We start from the raw sequence: 17,341 nt of genomic DNA on the forward strand, positions 1-17,341 counted from the left end.
TCAACTACGCGGATATCAACGCTCGCTCGATTGTTGAAGCCGCGACAAGCAGGCGAGTTCCGTGCAGCTCACCCAGATCGGAATTCACGCGAGCAACCGGCGCGACGATGCACACGGCGCCGATGAGTCCGTCGGTCGATGAGATCGGCGCGCTGATGCTCGTCAGTCCGGGGGTCCGCTCCGACACTGTGAGGACCCAGCCTTGTTCGGTGCGCTCACCATTGATGATGCGGGCTGCGGTGCCGCCGTCTGCCAGCGGGAGCTGGGTGCCTTCCCTGAGTTCGACGTGGAGTTCGTTTGGCATCGCTTCACTGACGAGGCACAGTCGATTCGGTCCGCGTGGAACCCAGAGCTGACAAGCCTCACCCGTGTGTTCAGCCAAATCGCGCAGAGGGCCACGGGCGACAGCCCCGATGCCGAAGCTGATGAATCGCGGCCCTGTTCGCAAGCTCCCGCTCCGTTCTTTCGCCAGCAGTCCATGCGCGATCAAGGCCCGGGCCAGGCGATGGACCGTTGGAATGGTGAGGTCGAGGTGCTCGGCGATCTCCGCCACGGTGCGCGGAGTCGCTTCGCAGGAGCTGATTATCGCCATGCTCTTGTCAAGCACTCCGACGTCCGTTACATTGTGCGAAATCATATGATGATCATATGTTTTCAGATAATGATAATCAACCGAAAGGCGGGTCGCCGTTGACTCTCCACGCCTCCAGCTCTCCTCCCCGAAACGACCATGGTTCGACACCAGCTGACGACACCGGTCAATGCGACAGCTCGAATGGCCTGCTTACAGGGGTGCGAGTGCTCGAACTGGGCAACTTCATCGCGGCTCCGTTCGCCTCGCGACTGCTCGCCGACTTCGGAGCCGAAGTCATCAAGATCGAGGCCCCGCAGCACGGCGACGAACTCCGGAACTGGCGTCGACAGCGAGGCGAGGTCTCGATGATGTTCCGCACTCTCGGACGCAACAAGAAGTCGATCACCATGGATCTGCGCACCCCGGAAGGTCAGGAGCTGGCGACGAAACTGGTCGGCGAATCCGACGTGGTGATCGAGAACTTCCGCCCGGGCACTCTGGAACGCTGGGGCATGGGCGAGGACGAGCTCAAAGCCGTCAACGGCGACATCGTCGTGGTGCGGATCTCGGGGTACGGGCAAACCGGCCCGTACCGTGATCGAGCCGGCTTCGGCGGCGTCGCCGAGGCATTCGCCGGGCTTCGCCACGTTACCGGCCATGCAGACCGGCCAGCGGTCAGGCCCGCTGCACCTATCGGCGACGTGATGGCCGGCCTCTATAGTGCTCTCGGCGCAGTGATCCAGCTCTTCGCCAAGAAGAACGGGCACAAGGCATCGTCCACCCGCGTCGTCGACGTCGCACTCTACGAGGCAGTCTACTCTGCGATGGAATCCCTCATCCCCGACTACGACGCCTATGGAATGGTGCGCGAACGCAGCGGAGCGAACCTTCCCGGAGTCGTCCCCAGCGGCAGCTACCCGACCGCCGATGGGCAGACGGTGATGATCGCCGGCAACGCTGCAAAGCCATTCAAGCAGCTCATGCACCTGTGCGGACGACGCGACCTCGCCGAAGACGGGTCCCTGGCCGATGGGCACGAACGCAGCAAACGCGAGGATGAACTCGACGAGGTGGTCCGGAAATGGACACTGCAGCGATCGGTCAGCGACGCCGTCGACCAGCTGGCCGCTGCGGGCGTTCCGGCGGGCCCGGTCTACGACGCAGAGGGAATCGCCGCCGACGAGCACTATGCCGCCCGCGGAATGCTCAAGGAGATCGATGTCCACATCGATGGAGATACGACCGAACCGATTCGATTCCCCGGTGTCGTCCCGCGGATCCCCGGTGCAGAAGGCCAGATCAGATGGGTCGGGCCGGATCTAGGAGAGCACACCGAGGAAGTTCTCGGCGGAGTGCTGGGACTCGACTCCGCTGAACGCGCGGATCTCAGGGCGAAAGGTGTGGTGTGACCATGGCAGTAAACGTGACGATCACCGACGTGGTTCTTCGCGACGGACTGCAAGACGAGCCCCGAGTGACCTCGGTCCAGAGCCGACAGCTCATTGCCCAAGCGCTCGTCGATGCGGGTGTGCACGACATCGAGGCGGCTTCCTTCGTCAACCCGGCCCGCGTTCCGCAGATGGTCGGAGCCGAAGAGCTCGCCGCTGGAATCCTGGCCATACCGAACATCACTTGGCGAGCCCTCGCACTCAATGCAAAAGGCGTCGAACGCGCCGTCGCAGCAGGCTTCACCGACATCAGCCTCGCCGTCTCGGCGAGCACCGCGCACAGTCAGGCGAATTCCGGTCGCAGCCCGAGCGACGCGATCCGAGATCTCACGCATGTCGTCTCCGAGAATCCCGAAGTCACATTCAGCGGGGGAGTGGCCACGGCCTTCGTCTGCCCGTTCGAAGGTGAAATCCCTGCTGAGGCCGTCCTCGCTGTGGCCGATGCCTACGCCTCGATCGGCGTCGACCGCATCGGACTGGCCGACACGATCGGCACCGCGGCCCCGGCCGCAGTACAGACGACTCTCAAGACGCTGCACCGTGCCTACCCTGACCTCGCGCTCAGCCTCCACCTGCACAACGCACACGGTCGGGCATTCGAGACCGTCGACCTCGCGCTCGATGCTGGCGTCGCTGAGTTCGACGCTGCCACCGGAGGATATGGCGGCTGCCCCTTCGCGCCCGGTTCGCACGGCAATATCGCCACAGAGGACCTGGTCACCCACATCCATGCGCAGGGAAAGCAGACCGGCATCGATCTGGCGGCCCTCCACGAGGTGCGCCGACTCATCGCCGAAGCACTCGAGGACGGGACGCCCGTCCCTGCCTGACCCCAGCACTTACGACCACCACCAGCGAAAAGAGACAACGATGTCCGAAGCTCGTCCGACAGTCGACAACGACCCCGTCACCGCCCACCACGCGACACCGACACCGGAGCCGAAGAGGAAGCGCGACCTCTTCACCATCGCCGGGATGCCCTACCTGTACTTTGGGCCACTTTTCGTCACATTCCTCATCGCCGCCCTGACCGACAACCTTCCCGACAGCATGCTCGTCGGCTTCGGCGTGACGATCGTCCTCGGCGGCGTGCTCATGTCGGTCGGACAGGCCGCCCCGAAGGTTCGCGACTACGGCCTGCCAACTCTTCTGTGCACCTTCGTCCCCGCAGTCCTCATCTATGCCGGTGTGATGCCTGAGTCTGTCGCGCCAGTTGTGACGAATTTCCTCGACGGCTACGGCTTTCTCGACTTCTTCGTCGTTGCGGTCATCGCCGGATCCGTTCTGGGGATGCCGAGGGCACTGCTGCTCAAAGCGGGTCCCCGGTTTCTCATTCCGCTGCTCGGGTGCATCGTGCTCACCTTCGCAATCATCGGCGGTATCAGTGCCGTCCTAGGCTATGGTTTCATCAAGGGCATCCTCTTCATCGCCGGACCGATCATGGCCGGAGGTCTCGGGGTCGGCGCCATTCCCATGTCACAGATGTACGCGGCCCAGACCGGGACCGAAGCCTCCGTGTTCATGGCCGACCTCATGGCAGCGCTCGTCATCGGCAACATCTTCTGCATCCTCTTCGCCGGTCTGCTCAACGGGATCGGACGATCGGGCAGACAGTGGTTCGTCGGGTTCAACGGCAAGGGTGAGCTCATGCGCATCAGGGGACGAGAGAATGAACTCGCACTGCCGACGAAAAAGTCGGGGGCCAGCTTCCAGAACCTGGGAATCGGGGTCGCGATCGCTGCCGGACTCTTCATCCTCGGCACCTTGCTCGGTGCAGTACTGCCGTTCCTCCACCCCTACGCCTGGACCATCATCGCCGCCGCGGTCATCAAGATCTTCGGCCTCTTCCCTCGCTCTCTCGAGGAGGCGAGCACCGAGTGGGGCGATCTGATGACCTCCTACTTCCTGCCCGCTCTGCTCGTGGCGGTGAGCATCACGTTCATCGATATCGATGAAGTGCTCGGGTCGATCACGGATCCGATCTTCATGGGGCTGACAGTGCTGACAGTCATCTCCGCCGGACTGGTCGCCGGAGTTCTCGGGTGGCTGCTCAAGTTCAACTTCGTCGAGGCTGCCATCACTCCGGGGCTGGTCATGGCCGACACCGGCGGCAGCGGCGACGTGGCAGTCCTCTCCGCGGCCGACCGCATCCATCTCATGCCGTTCGCGGCCCTGAGCACCCGCCTCGGCGGGGCGGTGAATCTCTTCCTCGTTTCTCTGCTGGTCCCATTCCTGAGCATGTGAGTCCGTCAGGTGCACGGCCCCGTCGAAACGAGCGAGGGCCCAGAGCCTCCCTGTCGTGGGGGAGGCTCTGGGCCCGGCTTCCTCTGTCTCCTCCGACTTCAGGGTGAGCTTCGGGCTCAGATGACGTCGGGTTGTGGCTCAGACCGCGGTTTCGGTCACCGCCGCGACGCTGCCGCCGAAGCGATCAGCCAGCGTACCCTCGTGGGCCTGACCGAGTTCGTCGAGTCCGATCGAGAAGTGGTCGACGACCTCGAGCTCGGGAGCTCCGTCGCCGGCATCGGTCATGCCGATGCGCACGAACGGGAACCGCCGTGCCGTGCACATGTCCTTGAAGCGGACTTCTTCCGAGCGCGGCACGGCCACGATGGCGCGCGCCGCCGATTCGGAGAACAGTGCGGTGAACACATCGATGCCGTCACGCTCGCAGACCTCATCGAGCCAGATCCGGGCGCCGGTGCCGTAGCGCAGCGACGATTCGACGAGGGCCTGCGACAGCCCACCCTCGGACAGATCGTGCGCGGCATCGATCATGCCGTCGCGCGAGCAGTTGATGAGGATCTCGCCGAGTTCCTTCTCCGCCGCCGGCTTGTACTGCGGAGGAACACCGCCGAGGTGGCCCGCCGTGACGTCGGCCCACGCCGAACCGTCGAGCTCCGCCTCGGTAATGCCGAGCAGATAGATGGTCTGGCCCGGCTCCTGCCAGCCGCTCGGGGTGGCGCGGGTGACATCATCGAAGACACCGAGCACACCGACGACCGGAGTCGGGTGGATGGCCACTCCGCCGGTCTGGTTGTACAGGGACACATTGCCGCCGGTGACCGGGATCCCCATGTCCTGGCAAGCGTCGGCGAGGCCTTCGACGGCCTGCGCGAACTGCCACATGATCTCCGGATCCTCGGGAGACCCGAAGTTCAGGCAGTCGGTGACCGCACGCGGAATGGCACCGGCGGTCGAGACATTGCGGTAGGCCTCGGCCAGAGCCAGCTGGGCACCGCGCGCCGGGTCGAGGAAGCTGTAGCGACCGTTGGCGTCGGTGGCGATGGCCACGCCGAGACCGGACTCCTCGTCGACGCGGACGACACCGGCATCATCGGGATAGGCCAACGCAGTGTTGCCCTGGACGTACTTGTCGTACTGCGAGGTGATCCACGACTTCGAGGCGAGGTTCGGCGACCCCGCGAGCTCGAGCATCGTCGACCGCAGCTCATCATCGGACTCGGGCTTCGCCAGGCCGGCGGCCTCAACGGTGTTCGCAGCCACCTCGGCGGTCCATGACGGTTCGGTGAACGGACGGTTGTAGACGGGTCCGTCGTGGGCGACCGAGCGCGGGGGCACATCGACGATGACGTCGCCGTGCCATTCGATGACGAGACGATCGGAATCAGTGACCTCGCCGAGCACGGAGGTCTCGACCTCCCATTTGCCGACGATGCGCAAGAATTCGTCGAGGCGGTCGGGACGGACGACGGCCATCATCCGCTCCTGCGACTCCGACATGAGGATCTCCTCAGGGGTGAGGGTCTCATCGCGCAGCAGCACATCGTCGAGCGCGATGTGCATTCCGCCGTCACCGTTGGAGGCCAGTTCCGAGGTCGCACAGGAGATGCCTGCAGCGCCGAGGTCCTGAATGCCTTCGACGACACCGGCGTGGAAGAGCTCGAGGCAGCATTCGATGAGCACCTTCTCGGCGAACGGGTCGCCGACCTGCACGGCGGGGCGCTTCGAGGGCTTCGAATCGTCGAAGGACTCGGAAGCGAGGATCGAAGCACCGCCGATGCCGTCGCCACCGGTGCGCGCACCGAAGAGCACGACCTTGTTGCCCAGTCCCGACGCGTTGGCCAGACGGATGTCCTCATGTCGCATGACACCCACAGCCAGGGCGTTGACCAGCGGATTTCCCTGATAGACGGAATCGAAGACGGTCTCGCCGCCGATGTTCGGCAGGCCCAGGGAATTGCCGTAGTTGCTGATGCCGGCGACCACGCCGTGGACGACACGGGCGGTGTCCGGATGGTCGATGGCTCCGAACCGCAGCTGATCCATCACGGCGACCGGGCGCGCACCCATGGAGATGATGTCGCGGACGATGCCGCCGACGCCTGTGGCCGCACCCTGGTGGGGTTCGACATAGCTGGGGTGGTTGTGCGATTCGACCTTGAAGGTCACCGCCCAGCCGTTCCCGATGTCGACGACGCCGGCGTTCTCGCCGATGCCCACGAGCAGGTGCTTCTTCATGTCCTCGGTGACCTTGTCGCCGAACTTGGACAGGTGGACCTTCGAGGACTTGTACGAGCAGTGCTCGGACCACATCACCGAATACATGGCCAATTCCGCCGAGGTGGGGCGACGTCCGAGGATCGCCTTGATCTTCTCGTATTCGTCGGCCGTGAGACCGAGATCGGCGAAAGGCTGCTCGACGTCGGGGTTCGCCGCTGCGAACTCGACCGTCTCCTTGACCTTCTTCGATGCATTCTGCGGGGAATCGACCTGCGTGGAATCCGCAGAGCTGAGGTTAGACGTCATGTCCTCTTCGGGGCCCTTTCATACGACACGGCACTCACGGCCAATCTTAGCCGTGTCCTCACCGCGGGGGCGAAGCGCGTCCACGGGCGGACCACCTCGGCGCGGGTAGGGACCGTTCCCCGCTGGGAATCGGACTGTCGCACCCCACTTAGAATGGGAGCCATGGCAACTCCCAAGATCGTCCTGTTCTATGTCTTCACCCCGCTGCCCGACCCCGAAGCGGTCAAGCTGTGGCAGCACACCTTGGCCGAGAGCCTCAGGCTCAAGGGGCGGATCATCGTGTCGAAGGACGGGATCAACGCCACTGTCGGCGGGGACATCTTCGAGGTGAAGCAGTACGTGCGGGCAACGAAGTCGTACGCGCCTTTCAAAGGTGCGGACATCAAATGGTCGAACGGTCAAGGCGATGACTTCCCGCGGCTGAGCGTGAAGGTCCGCGACGAACTCGTCACCTTCGGCACTCCTGATGAGATCACGGTGACCGAAGACGGAGTCCAAGGCGGAGGTCAGCACCTCAAACCGGGAGCCCTGCACAAACTCCTCGACGAACGCGGCGAGGAGGTCGTCTTCTTCGACGGCCGCAATGCGATGGAGGCGCAGATCGGGAAGTTCCGGGACGCGATCGTTCCCGACACCGACACCACGCGTGACTTCATCGCCGAGATCGAATCCGGCAAATACGACGACCTCAAAGACAAACCCGTCGTCACCTACTGCACCGGCGGAATCCGCTGCGAGGTCCTGTCCGTGCTCATGAAGAACCGCGGGTTCGAAGAGGTCTACCAGCTCGACGGCGGCATCGTCCGCTACGGCGAGACCTTCGGCAGCTCCGGCTACTGGGACGGTTCGCTGTACGTCTTCGACAAGCGCATGCACGTCGAGTTCGGTGACAATGTCGAATCCATCGGGCATTGCGTGTCCTGCGACAGGAAGACGCCTGAATTCGTCAACTGTGCGAACCTCGAGTGCCGCAGACAGTACCTGCGGTGCGCCGATTGCACGGACAAGGGTCTGCAGCCCTATTGCGCCGACTGCGTCGAGCAGGGAATCCCCGCCGAGGCGGCCGTCGGCTGAGGGTGCGATCCTGCCGTTCCCCGGAGGTGGGGGCGGCGTTCCCCCGAGGTGGGGGAGTGCCGTACCGACACTTCAGCGCAGCAGGTGCTTCGTCGCCGCCTCGATGTCGGTCCACCTGAAGTCGAATCCGGCCGCTTCGAGTCTTTCCGGCAGCACCCACCGACTCTTGAGCACGAGTTCTGACTCCTGCCGCAGGACGGTCATCCCGATCTCGAGCAGCCACCTGGGTGCAGGAATCCCCGCGGGCATACGCACTGCCTTGCGCAGCGCTTTCATCAGTGAGCGATTGTCCGAGACCTGTGGGTTCGAGACGTTGATCGGGCCACTTAGCTCCTCATGTTCGTCGATGAACCGGATTGCCCGGAGCACGTCGTCGATATGGACCCAGCTGAACCGCTGTCGTCCGTGAGTCGGCGGGTGTCCTCGCCAGACGGTCGGCCCGGAAGCCGCCGGGCCGATCCCGCGATAGCGTCGGTGCGGGAACCAGCGCCCTTCATGCTGAGCTCCTCCCGCGCCGAATCTCGCCGCGGTGGCCAACATGTTCAACGCCGCTCCGTCACCGAGCACGATCGCCATCCGCAGCGCGACTCGTCTGGTCGCGGGCAGGCCCCCGGCGAAGAACTCCTTCTCCCAGGCTTTGGCGATGTCGACTGAGAACCCTTCGCCGATGTCGCCGTCGTCCTCGGTCTGCGGTCGGTCCATCGAGTGACGGTAGATGGTGGCCGTGCTCGAATTGATCCACAGACGCGGCGGCACCGAGGCGGCTGCCACCGCCGTATTGAGGGCGCGGGTCGTATCGACTCGGGAATCCCAGATGACCTGTCGATTGGCATCCGTGTACCGACATCCGACGCTCCGGCCGGCGAGGTTGATAAGCAGGTCGGCACCGTCGATGAGTTCGGCGATTCGGTCGGGACGGTCCCAGGTGGCGTCGGCGGAGTCAGGGGAGCGGCCGATCGTCCGCGTCGCATACCCCCAAGCGCTGAGCGCATCGAGCAGCTCTCCGCCGATGAACCCCGATGCCCCGGCGACGACGGCGATCGGGGCCTGGGCGCTTGTCAGCGATGTGTCTGTGGGTAACGTGCTCATACTCAGGACGCTAGCACCCCGCATTGGCGGGGATGTCGATGCGGCAACGAGGCTGTGTGGTGGGTGTCACGTGGAGAAAGTCGGTTTTTGATTTGCACGGTGGCTCTGGGGTGGTCTAGAGTTATATCTCGTTGCCCCGCCGGAAACACCGTCTTCGAGACAGAGTTTCCACCGGGTCTGACCAGGACAAACACGGTTTGGTCCACGGGTTCAGGCGATCGGGTGGGTGACACAAAATGAAACTGATACCCCCAGTGAACATGCTGCGTATTTGTGTGGTGTGGTGATGGGTGTGTGTTTGTGGTTTGAGAATCCAATAGCGTGTTTGTTTGAACAAGTTGTGATGCCAGAACATTTTTATTTTCTGGTAAGACAATCACCTGGCCAAACATTGGTTCACCTGTGGTGGGTGGTTCTTCGCCGAACCTCTCGCATCACATGGGTGGATGGTGTGTTTGGTCAGTATTTTTTGGTCAACCTTCTCACCCCGTGAGGGGTTGGCTGTCTTGCTGGGATTCATTCGTAACATAAAGTTTTTTATGGAGAGTTTGATCCTGGCTCAGGACGAACGCTGGCTGCGTGCTTAACACATGCAAGTCGAACGCTGAAGCCGACAGCTTGCTGTTGGTGGATGAGTGGCGAACGGGTGAGTAACACGTGAGTAACCTGCCCCTGATTTCGGGATAAGCCTGGGAAACTGGGTCTAATACCGGATATGACCAATCCTTGCATGAGGGTTGGTGGAAAGTTTTTCGATCGGGGATGGGCTCGCGGCCTATCAGCTTGTTGGTGGGGTAATGGCCTACCAAGGCGACGACGGGTAGCCGGCCTGAGAGGGCGACCGGCCACACTGGGACTGAGACACGGCCCAGACTCCTACGGGAGGCAGCAGTGGGGAATATTGCACAATGGGGGAAACCCTGATGCAGCGACGCAGCGTGCGGGATGACGGCCTTCGGGTTGTAAACCGCTTTCAGCAGGGAAGAAGCGAAAGTGACGGTACCTGCAGAAGAAGTACCGGCTAACTACGTGCCAGCAGCCGCGGTAATACGTAGGGTACGAGCGTTGTCCGGAATTATTGGGCGTAAAGAGCTCGTAGGTGGTTGGTCACGTCTGCTGTGGAAACGCAACGCTTAACGTTGCGCGTGCAGTGGGTACGGGCTGACTAGAGTGCAGTAGGGGAGTCTGGAATTCCTGGTGTAGCGGTGAAATGCGCAGATATCAGGAGGAACACCGGTGGCGAAGGCGGGACTCTGGGCTGTAACTGACACTGAGGAGCGAAAGCATGGGGAGCGAACAGGATTAGATACCCTGGTAGTCCATGCCGTAAACGTTGGGCACTAGGTGTGGGGGACATTCCACGTTCTCCGCGCCGTAGCTAACGCATTAAGTGCCCCGCCTGGGGAGTACGGTCGCAAGGCTAAAACTCAAAGGAATTGACGGGGGCCCGCACAAGCGGCGGAGCATGCGGATTAATTCGATGCAACGCGAAGAACCTTACCAAGGCTTGACATACACTGGACCGTTCTGGAAACAGTTCTTCTCTTTGGAGCTGGTGTACAGGTGGTGCATGGTTGTCGTCAGCTCGTGTCGTGAGATGTTGGGTTAAGTCCCGCAACGAGCGCAACCCTCGTTCTATGTTGCCAGCACGTGATGGTGGGAACTCATAGGAGACTGCCGGGGTCAACTCGGAGGAAGGTGGGGATGACGTCAAATCATCATGCCCTTTATGTCTTGGGCTTCACGCATGCTACAATGGCTGGTACAGAGAGAGGCGAACCCGTGAGGGTAAGCGAATCCCTTAAAGCCAGTCTCAGTTCGGATCGTAGTCTGCAATTCGACTACGTGAAGTCGGAGTCGCTAGTAATCGCAGATCAGCAACGCTGCGGTGAATACGTTCCCGGGCCTTGTACACACCGCCCGTCAAGTCACGAAAGTCGGTAACACCCGAAGCCGGTGTCCCAACCCACTTGTGGGAGGGGGCCGTCTAAGGTGGGACTGGTGATTGGGACTAAGTCGTAACAAGGTAGCCGTACCGGAAGGTGCGGCTGGATCACCTCCTTTCTAAGGAGCACACATTAAGATCCTCATGGTATGACCCGTATGTGGTCATCATGAGAGCTCAAGGGTGGAACATCACTTCTTCCGCTTGCCCACACAGCCCGGCTGGGGTCAATGCCCCGGGTGCGGTGAGTGATCGGGTGGGCTAGAACGAACACGTTATTGGGTCCTGGAATCACAAACCCCACACGATTGTGTGGGTGTGGTTTCAACCAACAGGACCAACCCGACCAACAGGCAGCAGCGTGAAGCGGTTGTGTGGTGGTGGGTGTTTGGTAGTGGTTTGAGAATCGTATAGTGGACGCGAGCATCAAACACCATATTTGTGTGGTGTTTATGTAATGTGATTTTTCTTGTCATCATCTAGTTAAGGTGAATGAAACAATATTTTTCGCGCACATGAAGCTGGTCCCTTTTTTGGGGGTTGGGTGAGTGTGTAAGAGCGCATGGTGGATGCCTTGGCATCAGGAGCCGATGAAGGACGTGGAAATCTGCGATAAGCCTCGGGGAGCCGATAAACAGGCGTTGATCCGAGGGTCTCCGAATGGGGAAACCCCGCCACTCGTGAGGGTGGTGACCCGTGTCTGAATATATAGGGCATGTGGAGGGAACGCGGGGAAGTGAAACATCTCAGTACCCGCAGGAAGAGAAAATAACAATGATTCCGGGAGTAGTGGCGAGCGAAACTGGATGAGCCTAAACCTGTGCAGTGTCAAGCGTGCTGGTGTTGCTGCAGGGGTGTTGTGGGGTGTACGTGGTCCGGTCCAGCATGACCGGTCTGTGAGTGTTGTTGGTGTAGTCGAACCTGGTGGGAAACAGGACCGGAGTGGGTGAGAGTCCCGTAGACGAAACGCTGACTGTTCGCAGTGTGTGCATGCCCGAGTAGCACGGAACTCGTGGAATTTCGTGTGAATCTGCCAGGACCACCTGGTAAGGCTAAATACTTCCTGATGACCGATAGCGGATAAGTACCGTGAGGGAATGGTGAAAAGTACCCCGGGAGGGGAGTGAAAGAGTACCTGAAACCATGTGCTTACAATCCGTCAGAGCAGTATCTAGATGACTGTGATGGCGTGCCTTTTGAAGAATGAGCCTGCGAGTTAGCGGTGCGTGGCGAGGTTAACCCGTGTGGGGTAGCCGTAGCGAAAGCGAGTCCGAATAGGGCGATCCTAGTCGCGTGTCCTAGACCCGAAGCGGAGTGATCTAGCCATGGGCAGGGTGAAGCGTGTGTAAGAGCGCGTGGAGGCCCGCACCCACTTCAGTTGAAAATGGAGGGGATGACCTGTGGTTAGGGGTGAAAGGCCAATCAAACTCTGTGATAGCTGGTTCTCCCCGAAATGCATTTAGGTGCAGCGTTGCGTGGTTCTTGCTGGAGGTAGAGCTACTGGATGGCTGATGGGCCCTACCGGGTTACTGACGTCAACTAAACTCCGAATGCCAGTCAAGGTTCAGCGTGGCAGTGAGACAGTGGGGGATAAGCTTCATTGTCGAGAGGGAAACAGCCCAGACCATCAACTAAGGCCCCTAAGCGTGTGCTCAGTGGGAAAGGATGTTCAGTTGCGAAGACAACCAGGAGGTTGGCTTAGAAGCAGCCACCCTTGAAAGAGTGCGTAATAGCTCACTGGTCAAGTGATTGAGCGCCGATAATGTAGCGGGGCTAAGTACACCGCCGAAGTTGTGGCAGCACCACAATCGCCGTAATGGTGTGGTGTTGGGTAGGGGAGCGTCGAGTTGCCGGAGAAGCTGCCGTGTGAACGAGTGGTGGAGGCGATTCGAGTGAGAATGCAGGCATGAGTAGCGAAAGACGGGTGAGAAACCCGTCCACCGGATGACCAAGGGTTCCAGGGCTAGGCTAATCCGCCCTGGGTAAGTCGGGACCTAAGGCGAGGCCGACAGGCGTAGTCGATGGACAACCAGTTGATATTCTGGTACCGACACACAACCGACAGTACCAAAACACACGATACTAACCATCCAATTCCTCCTTTGAGTCTTCGGACTTGATGTTGGGGTTGCGGGTGGGACCTGAGTGTGGAGTCGGTAAGCGTGAGGTGTGACGCAGAAAGGTAGCCAGGCCGTGCGATGGTAGTCACGGTCTAAGGTTGTAGCACGTGGGGGTAGGTAAATCCGTCCCCGCATAGAGTGTGAGAGCTGATGGGCGCCCCACATTGGTGGGGTGATCTGGTGATCCTCTGCTGCCGAGAAAAGCATCGACGTGAGGGTGTGTGTTGCCCGTACCCTATAACCGACACAGGTGGTCGAGTAGAGAATACTAAGGTGATCGAGAGAATCGTGGTTAAGGAACTCGGCAAAATGCCCCCGTAACTTCGGGAGAAGGGGGACCATCCCGGTGAACCCAACTTGCTTGGGGATGTGCTGGTGGTGGTCGCAGAGGCCAGAGAGAAGCGACTGTTTATTAAAAACACAGGTCCGTGCGAAGATGTAAGTCGATGTATACGGACTGACGCCTGCCCGGTGCTGGAAGGTTAAGAGGACCTGTTAACCCGTAAGGGTGAAGCGGAGAATTTAAGCCCCAGTAAACGGCGGTGGTAACTATAACCATCCTAAGGTAGCGAAATTCCTTGTCGGGTAAGTTCCGACCTGCACGAATGGCGTAACGACTTCTCTGCTGTCTCAACCACGAACTCGGCGAAATTGCATTACGAGTAAAGATGCTCGTTACGCGCAGCAGGACGGAAAGACCCCGAGACCTTCACTATAGTTTGGTATTGGGATTCGGTGTGGTTTGTGTAGGATAGGTGGAAGACTGGGAAGCCCTGACGCTAGTTGGGGTGGAGTCGATCGGTGAAATACCACTCTGACCATAGTGGATTCCTTAACTTCGGACCCTGATCGGGTTCAGGGACAGTGCCTGATGGGTAGTTTAACTGGGGCGGTTGCCTCCTAAAGAGTAACGGAGGCGCCCAAAGGTTCCCTCAGCCTGGTTGGCAATCAGGTGTCGAGTGTAAGTGCACAAGGGAGCTTGACTGTGAGACGGACGTGTCGAGCAGGAGCGAAAGCTGGGACTAGTGACCCGGCCATGGCTTGTGGAAGCGTGGTCGCTCAACGGATAAAAGGTACCTCGGGGATAACAGGCTGATCTTGCCCAAGAGTCCATATCGACGGCATGGTTTGGCACCTCGATGTCGGCTCGTCGCATCCTGGGGCTGGAGTCGGTCCCAAGGGTTGGGCTGTTCGCCCATTAAAGCGGTACGCGAGCTGGGTTTAGAACGTCGTGAGACAGTTCGGTCCCTATCCGCTGCGTGCGTAGGAAATTTGTGGAGGTCTGTCCTTAGTACGAGAGGACCGGGACGGACGAACCTCTGGTGTGCCAGTTGTTCCGCCAGGAGCATGGCTGGTTGGCTACGTTCGGGATGGATAACCGCTGAAAGCATCTAAGCGGGAAGCCGGCTCCGAGATGAGATTTCCAACTGACTTTTGTCAGGGGAGGTGTCCTATAGATGATGGGGTTGATAGGCCGGGTATGGAAGCACTGTAAGGTGTGGAGTTGACTGGTACTAATACACCGATCACTCACCAACTTTTTCCCTTTAGTGGGGTTGGTGTGTGCGAAGAGTCTTTATTCGCCTTTCTGGTTGTGATGAGAGAATGCGCCCCGTTTTGTGGGGTGTGCATGACATAGTTTTGGTGTTCGCGTTCGCTGTGCGGTTCTTGGACCACTACCGCTGACAACCCTGTGTGGGGTTGTGGTGGTGGTTTGTTGGTTTTGCGGTGGTGATAGTGGTGGGGAAACGCCCGGTTAACCGTTCCGATCCCGGTAGCTAAGCCCATTCGCGCTGATGGTACTGCAACTTGGTGGTTGTGGGAGAGTAAGTGACTGCCGCAATAATTTTTTAGTGGTGATGGCCTCGTCCAGTTTTTGGGCGGGGCCATTACTGTATTCACGAACGAGTGCGTGTGTTGTGTGTTTTCACGTGTGGGTGGGATGCCCGGTGCTTATTACTACCTGACGGGGGTACTGCTACCTGGCGCGGGGTTGCTGCACCCCCGTCAGGTAGCAAATGGTCTCGTGCGACTCTCAGTGGGAGTCGGACGAGACCATTCGTGTATTCTCCGGCTTGTCGCCGGCAACTGAGAGTGGTGTTCTCGCAGACGTGCGGAGATCTTGTGGAGTCCTTCCGGACAGCAGCCGGCCACCGATCCGTCCGAAATCGTCATTGCCAGTTGATCTAATGGCGCGTATTCTAGTCGTTAATTGGCCGTACGGTGTTTATTGCACTCATAAGGAGTCGAAATGAGCGTCACTCGCCAAGTGGATCGCCGTCTCACCGAGATCGGATCCTCGATTCGTCGGTGGCGACTCATGCAGTCGCTCAAGGCTGTCGAAGTCGCGGAGCGGGCCGGCATCTCTCGATCGACGCTCCAGAAAGTCGAACGGGGTGATGCAGGGGTATCAATCGGCGCAGTGATGTCGGTTATGCAGGCACTGGGGCAGCTCGACCACGTGTCCGCCTCATTCGATCCTTTGAGCACCGATGTCGGCAGACTGCGTTCTGCTGAAACGCTTCCGGACAGGGTTCGTCGATGAGTGAGCAGATCCGGGTTGAATTGGACCATGGCGGAACGGCGGTATTCGTCGGTACTGCGTATTTCCACATGGCACGGGGGCATATCTCGACGACGTTCAAATACTCCGATGAATATGTGGGAGCTCGATGGGCCTATTCCGTCGACCCAGAGCTCCCACTGTCGACGGTCCCGTTCAGCGTACCCGGTTTGCCGGGAGCATTCGCCGACTGTTCTCCTGACCGATGGGGTCGTAATCTCGTGGCGAAGGAGCATCGGCGGCAGGTCGCCGACGGCTTCGTCCGTGACCGCCGCCTGACAGATATTGACTTCCTGCTCGGAGTCAGCGATCGCACTCGACAGGGAGCTCTGCGGTTTCGTCGTGCTGCCGACGAAGACTTTCTCAGCCCTTCGAGCCGAGTACCGAAGCTTCTTTCTTTGCCCGAACTGCAGCGGGCTGCTGATGGGGCCGCAGAAGGGTCGGGCACGGCTGTGAAGCGCCTCCTTGACGCTGGGACAGGGTCTCTGGGAGGGGCGCGGCCCAAGGCATCTGTGGTGGACGATGAGGGAAAGCTGTCAATTGCGAAGTTCTCCCGACCTGGCGACGATCGAGACGTCATCGCGTGGGAGAGCCTGGCACTCGAACTCGCCCGCAGGGCCGGAATCGACACCACTGAATCTCGGTTGCTGAGTATCGACGAGAGATCTGTGCTCCTTCTGCAGAGATTCGATCGCGCGGTTGACCGTCGGATCGGATATATGAGTGCGATGACAGCAACCGGGCATCGAGACGGAGAAGCCGGTGACTATCTCGATATCGTCGAAGCTATCGAAGACCACAGCCGGCGCTGGCGCAGCGACTGTGCGGAACTGTTTCGCCGAGTGGCATTCTCAGTTGCACTGCACAATACGGATGATCATTTGCGTAACCATGGCTTCATACGGGCGGACGCGGGATGGCAGCTGAGCCCGGCTTTCGACATCAACCCGGAACCGGAACCCGCGGTCGAACGGCAGACAGCGATCAATGGCGTCGTGTCCGCGGAGACCGAAGCCGAGGCGCTGCTCGAATTCGCCTCTCTCTGCCATCTGACGAAGCCGACCGCAGTGTCGGTGCTCAATGAGGTCGTGAGCGCAGTCGAGGGGTGGAGGTCGCGGGCTGTGGAACGGGGGATCCGACAGACAGAGATCACCGAGGTGGGTGCCGTCATCGACGAGCAGCTCGCACGCCTGCGCAAAGCTGTCCGCCCGGGCAGCTGAATCGCGCGGCATTCGGGCTCGGTTGGTGCAAGGGCTGGGGTGCGGCCGGCCTCTCTGCAAGGGGACATCGTTGAGCACTGCAGGCTGTGTGGTGGGTGTCACGTGGAGAAAGTCGGTTTTGGATTTGCACGGTGGCTCTGGGGTGGTCTAGAGTTATATCTCGTTGCCCCGCCGGAAACACGGTCTTCGAGACACTGTTTCTACCGGGTCTGACCAGGACAAACACGGTTTGTTCCACGGGTTCAGGCGATCGGGTGGGTAACCGAAAAGGAAACTGATACCCCCAGTGAACATGCTGCGTATTTGTGTGGTGTGGTGATGGGTGTGTGTTTGTGGTTTGAGAATCCAATAGCGTGTTTGTTTGAACAAGTTGTGATGCCAGAACATTTTATTTTCTGGTAAGACAATCACCTGGCCAAACAGTGGTTCACCTGTGGTGGGTGGTTCTTCGCCGAACCTCTCGCATCACATGGGTGGATGGTGTGTTTGGTCAGTATTTTTTGGTCAACCTTCTCACCCCGTGAGGGGTTGGCTGTCTTGC

At 60.1% G+C, this 17,341-nt stretch carries 9 protein-coding genes and 3 rRNA genes; 9 read left to right on the forward strand and 3 right to left on the reverse strand.

Annotated elements, in window-relative coordinates:
* Nucleotides 1–4: 4 nt before the first annotated feature.
* A complete protein-coding gene (locus AC239G_RS03615; protein WP_487489834.1) occupies nucleotides 5–742 on the reverse strand; it encodes an IclR family transcriptional regulator in 738 nt (245 codons plus the stop codon).
* Between the two features lie 50 nt (nucleotides 743–792).
* On the opposite strand from AC239G_RS03615, the gene AC239G_RS03620 reads away from it, so the two are divergent.
* The 3 genes from AC239G_RS03620 to AC239G_RS03630 are packed head-to-tail and all read left to right on the forward strand — an operon-like array spanning nucleotide 793 to nucleotide 4,266.
* A complete protein-coding gene (locus AC239G_RS03620) occupies nucleotides 793–1,983 on the forward strand; it encodes a CaiB/BaiF CoA transferase family protein (RefSeq protein ID WP_487489835.1) in 1,191 nt (396 codons plus the stop codon).
* A 2-nt stretch (nucleotides 1,984–1,985) separates the two neighbouring features.
* Nucleotides 1,986–2,852 carry a hydroxymethylglutaryl-CoA lyase gene (locus AC239G_RS03625; protein ID WP_487490103.1) on the forward strand — a complete coding sequence of 289 codons (867 nt, stop codon included), beginning with the start codon at nucleotides 1,986–1,988 and terminating at the stop codon, nucleotides 2,850–2,852.
* A gap of 40 nt (nucleotides 2,853–2,892) precedes the next feature.
* Entirely contained in the window at nucleotides 2,893–4,266 is a 1,374-nt protein-coding gene (locus AC239G_RS03630; protein WP_487489836.1) for a 2-hydroxycarboxylate transporter family protein, read from the forward strand.
* Between the two features lie 138 nt (nucleotides 4,267–4,404).
* Here the strand turns inward: AC239G_RS03630 and purL are convergent, their stop codons facing one another.
* Entirely contained in the window at nucleotides 4,405–6,789 is a 2,385-nt protein-coding gene (gene purL / locus AC239G_RS03635) for a phosphoribosylformylglycinamidine synthase subunit PurL (RefSeq protein ID WP_487489837.1), read from the reverse strand.
* Between the two features lie 162 nt (nucleotides 6,790–6,951).
* Between purL and trhO the strand changes: the two genes are divergently transcribed.
* Entirely contained in the window at nucleotides 6,952–7,863 is a 912-nt protein-coding gene (gene trhO / locus AC239G_RS03640) for an oxygen-dependent tRNA uridine(34) hydroxylase TrhO (protein WP_139469925.1), read from the forward strand.
* 72 nt (nucleotides 7,864–7,935) lie between these two features.
* On the opposite strand, the gene AC239G_RS03645 is transcribed toward trhO, so the two are convergent.
* Complete coding sequence (locus AC239G_RS03645; RefSeq protein ID WP_139469927.1) at nucleotides 7,936–8,952, reverse strand: epimerase; 1,017 nt, start codon at nucleotides 8,950–8,952, stop codon at nucleotides 7,936–7,938.
* A 536-nt stretch (nucleotides 8,953–9,488) separates the two neighbouring features.
* Between AC239G_RS03645 and AC239G_RS03650 the strand changes: the two genes are divergently transcribed.
* The 5 genes from AC239G_RS03650 to AC239G_RS03670 all read left to right on the forward strand — a co-directional run bounded on the left by AC239G_RS03650 (nucleotide 9,489) and on the right by AC239G_RS03670 (nucleotide 16,800).
* Nucleotides 9,489–11,016 (forward strand): 16S ribosomal RNA (locus AC239G_RS03650).
* Nucleotides 11,017–11,439: 423 nt separating this feature from the next.
* Nucleotides 11,440–14,555 (forward strand): 23S ribosomal RNA (locus AC239G_RS03655).
* A gap of 186 nt (nucleotides 14,556–14,741) precedes the next feature.
* A 5S ribosomal RNA gene (gene rrf / locus AC239G_RS03660) occupies nucleotides 14,742–14,860 on the forward strand.
* The 16S, 23S and 5S rRNA genes sit together here, the layout of an rRNA operon.
* A 408-nt stretch (nucleotides 14,861–15,268) precedes the next feature.
* The gene (locus tag AC239G_RS03665; RefSeq protein ID WP_264800642.1) at nucleotides 15,269–15,562 is read left to right on the forward strand and encodes a helix-turn-helix domain-containing protein; all 294 of its coding nucleotides are present in this window, start codon (nucleotides 15,269–15,271) and stop codon (nucleotides 15,560–15,562) included.
* Entirely contained in the window at nucleotides 15,559–16,800 is a 1,242-nt protein-coding gene (locus AC239G_RS03670) for a type II toxin-antitoxin system HipA family toxin (RefSeq protein WP_487489838.1), read from the forward strand. The genes AC239G_RS03665 and AC239G_RS03670 overlap by 4 nt, the downstream gene beginning before the upstream one ends.
* The last annotated feature ends 541 nt before the right edge of the window (nucleotides 16,801–17,341 follow it).

The organism is Brevibacterium sp. Lmc1, from assembly GCF_057654315.1.